Source organism: Streptomyces sp. NPDC058239, assembly GCF_042882185.1.
Classification (GTDB): domain Bacteria; phylum Actinomycetota; class Actinomycetes; order Streptomycetales; family Streptomycetaceae; genus Streptomyces.
The window spans coordinates 4,052-7,120 of the sequence record NZ_JBHVWS010000120.1 but is presented as its reverse complement, the minus strand read 5'-3'; the positions used below and the strand labels follow the sequence as shown (position 1 = coordinate 7,120).

The 3,069-nt window shown below is 68.1% G+C and carries 4 protein-coding genes and 1 pseudogene; 2 read left to right on the top strand and 3 right to left on the bottom strand.

Translation table 11 applies throughout. The features are described 5' to 3' along the window. Positions 1–117 precede the first annotated feature (117 nt). Positions 118–861 carry a transposase family protein gene (locus ACFVYE_RS47010; RefSeq protein ID WP_389609717.1) on the top strand — a complete coding sequence of 248 codons (744 nt, stop codon included), beginning with the start codon at positions 118–120 and terminating at the stop codon, positions 859–861. 235 nt (positions 862–1,096) lie between these two features. On the opposite strand, the gene ACFVYE_RS47005 is transcribed toward ACFVYE_RS47010, so the two are convergent. After that, positions 1,097–1,681, bottom strand: coding sequence for a transposase (locus ACFVYE_RS47005; RefSeq protein ID WP_389609715.1), 585 nt, complete (start codon positions 1,679–1,681; stop codon positions 1,097–1,099). Continuing rightward, positions 1,591–2,265 carry a transposase domain-containing protein gene (locus tag ACFVYE_RS47000; protein WP_389609713.1) on the bottom strand — a complete coding sequence of 225 codons (675 nt, stop codon included), beginning with the start codon at positions 2,263–2,265 and terminating at the stop codon, positions 1,591–1,593. Before ACFVYE_RS47000 ends, ACFVYE_RS47005 begins: the two co-directional genes overlap by 91 nt. A gap of 86 nt (positions 2,266–2,351) precedes the next feature. Here ACFVYE_RS47000 and ACFVYE_RS46995 point away from each other — a divergent pair. Next, positions 2,352–2,795 (top strand): annotated as a pseudogene (locus tag ACFVYE_RS46995) (hypothetical protein); the annotation flags it as partial. A gap of 46 nt (positions 2,796–2,841) precedes the next feature. Here the strand turns inward: ACFVYE_RS46995 and ACFVYE_RS46990 are convergent. After that, the coding region (locus ACFVYE_RS46990) for a WD40 repeat domain-containing protein (protein ID WP_389609711.1) at positions 2,842–3,069 on the bottom strand (228 nt) is incomplete at its 5' end.

Sequence of the window (3,069 nt, the reverse complement as noted above, 5' to 3'; positions counted from 1 at the left end):
ACCCGACGATCTCGGCCTTGAACTCCGGCGTGAACGAACGGCGAGGGCGGCGAGGCTTCTTCTTCCCCATGCTCTCCATGACGGACATCCTCCCGGGGCCGAAGCCCCTGATCTCGAATGTCCGTCAAAGCGGGTCAAGCCCAGTACGGGGTTGACCGTTCCACAGTCTCCGGTGCGGTCCGCGAGATCCGTCCACTCCTTGCGGCACGCGGATTCACCATCCCCGACCGCCCGGGCCTGCGGCTGCGTACCCTGGAAGACCTGTTCGCCTACGCCACCGCGGAAGGCGTCGACCTTCGGATCGACGGCACCGACGTGCAGGTCCGCCGGCCACAGGCCGGGCGCCCCGGCCGCAAGGCATTCGTGTCCGGCAAGCGCAAACAGAACACGATCAAGACCACCACCTTCTGTGACCACCAGGGCCGCACACTCTTCTCGGGAGTGGCCCGGCCGGGCCGCATGCACGATCAGACCGTCGTGCGCACCGAGGGCATCGCCGAGCAGTTCCGCCTCCATCCCAAGGTCAAGGCAGAGGTCGACGAGGGCTACCGGGGACTGGCGAATGAGTTCCCCGACCAGGTCAGCGCCCCGCCCAGAAAGCCGAAGGGCGACGCCCCACTCTGCGAGCAGTACGCCTGGCGCGAGCAGCGGCGCTGCCAGTCATCCCGGCGTATCTGTGTGGAGCACACCAACGCCGAGTACAAGCAGTGGCGCCCCCTGCAGCGCTTCATCGGCCGCCGTGAGGACTTCGCCGAAACCCAGGCAGCGATCACCGGACTGGTCTCGGACCGCTCCGCCCGCCGGGTGACCCGGCGCCGGGTGAGCACCGCACTGGTACTCGCCCGACCGACCGCCTGCTGACACCCACCCGCCGAAGCACCAGCCGAACACGCCCCGACCTCAATCGCTCCCCACGTCGTAAGAAGCTGGTGGGGTGAGAGTCGGGGTGCGGGGTGGGGCTGGTGTTCCGTGATGGTCGGGCTTCTTGATGACGTAGCGGGAGATGATCCGCTTGACGGTTCTCGGGTTGGAGCGCGGTCGTCTCGGTGGGTTGATGTTGGCCAGGAGCTCGCCGAAAACGAAGGCAAGGCCGCGGTCAGGCTGAGGGGAAAAAGTCCGCTGGCGGCATCATCGTGATGCGGCGGGCGGCGCGCAGGCAGGTCGTGAACGAGAGGCGGTCCGGGTCGAGGTTCTCGGTGTTGGCGCGGGCGGCCTGGAGCATGTGCACGCGTAGCGCATAGTGGACGAGCAGGTGGCCCCAGATCTGCTGGAGGATTCCGTCGGGTGTCTTGCTGGCCAGGACTTGTCCGGCGCCGATCTGCTGGGCCTTGAGCTCCTTGAACGTGGATTCGATCTCCCAGCGTTCCGTGTAGAGGGCTGCGAGCTCGCTGCCCGGGTACTGCTCGTGGTCGGTCAGCGTGGTCAGCAGGGTGTACTCCTCACCGGCCGCCTCGAGTTGGTAGCGCACGGCGCGGACCTGGATGCCGTGTTCCCGCCGCCGGTCGGTGTGCCCGTAGACGGTGGTGAGCCAGGACCCGTCCGCCAGAACCTCGTCAGGGACGAGGCTGTAGCGGCTGCCTGCCAGCCGCATCAGCAGCTCGGCACCCGAGGTCGCCCAGCCCCGCCACAGCTCCACACCGGGGTAGCCGCGGTCGGCGAGCACCAGCATCCCGGGACGCATCGACCGGGCCAACTCCTACCAGCCGTCGTCTCGTGCGTGTGGTAGTCGGTGACCTCCGCATCCACGATGGCATGCGTGCCGCACTCCACCAGTCCCACGACCCGGGCCTGCGGGAACGCGGCGCGCTTGTAGGGCCGTTTCCCCGGCTTGGGCCGGCCGTCATGCCGCCCGAACACCTCGTCATTGGCCGGAGTGTCGGCGATGTCCACGCAGGTGCCGTCCACTGCCATCAGACGCAGTCCGCGCCAGAACGCCCACGCATCCGACGGCTCGGCCAGCGGCACCACAGTCCGCGCGAACAGTTCACGCAGGGGCTCCCATCCCAGCCGCCGACGCGCCAAGGAGATCGAGGGCTTGGACGGCTCCCGCCAGGTGCCCAGCAGGCCGACCTGCCGCAGCCCGAACGTCGTCTTACGCATGACCTCCAGGTACGGGTCCGGAGAGAACAACGCCAGCCCGAGCACGAAGTACAGCACCAGCCGGGCAGGCAGCACCCTGGACCGGCGTTCGCGCCGGCCGCACGCCTCGACTGCCCGGTCCACTGCACCCGCCGGATACACCCGGGCCAGCAGTCCCACACTCACCACATCGTGAGCCCCTTGCACCCCACACCACCCTGCTTGACGACCCGTCAAATAGACCCCACCAGCCTCTCAAACTAACGGTATTGGATCTTGAACATACCTTCCGGATGGCGAAGCAGACGCTGGGATGGACCCGTCCGAAGATCCGCACCCCCGAGGCGGCGGACCGCTGGACCTGGCTCGTTCTTGCCGCCCACACCCAACTCCGCCTCGCCCGGCCCTTGGCGGAAGACCTCCGCAAGCCCTGGGAGCGCCCCGCGAAGCCGGGCCGCCTCACCCCTGCCCGCGTCCGCCGGGGATTTCGCCGCCTGCACGGGAAGACACCCCAGCCGGCCGGTGCGCCGAAACCCGGCACGGCGGGCCCAGGCCGCCCGGCCGGTTCGAGGAACAAGCGCCGCGCGCATCAGCACCCCGTCGGAAAACATGTCAACGCGGACACACGAGAGAACGGCGGAAGGGACTGTAAATCGTTCGGTGTAACTCCCGATCATGGAGGATGCACCGTTCGTTTGACAGACCCGAAGGTGTGACAGCCCGGGAGCGGGAGTGCAGCGTTTCCCAAGGGGCGTCTGAAGATCAGGTAAGGAGGCCGAAGAGGTACATGCCTCGTTCGCCTCCCACTGCGATCTCATGAGCGGTTTCCGACCAGGCGCACGAGGACAGTGTCCCCTCAGTTCGGGCAACGGCCACGGCGCGTTGTCCCGCCACGTCCCAGACGCGCGCTGTCCCGTCGGTGCCGGCGGTGGCGAGCCAGGTGCCGTCCGGTGCGATCGCCACCGAATTCACCGTGCCGGTATGGCCGAT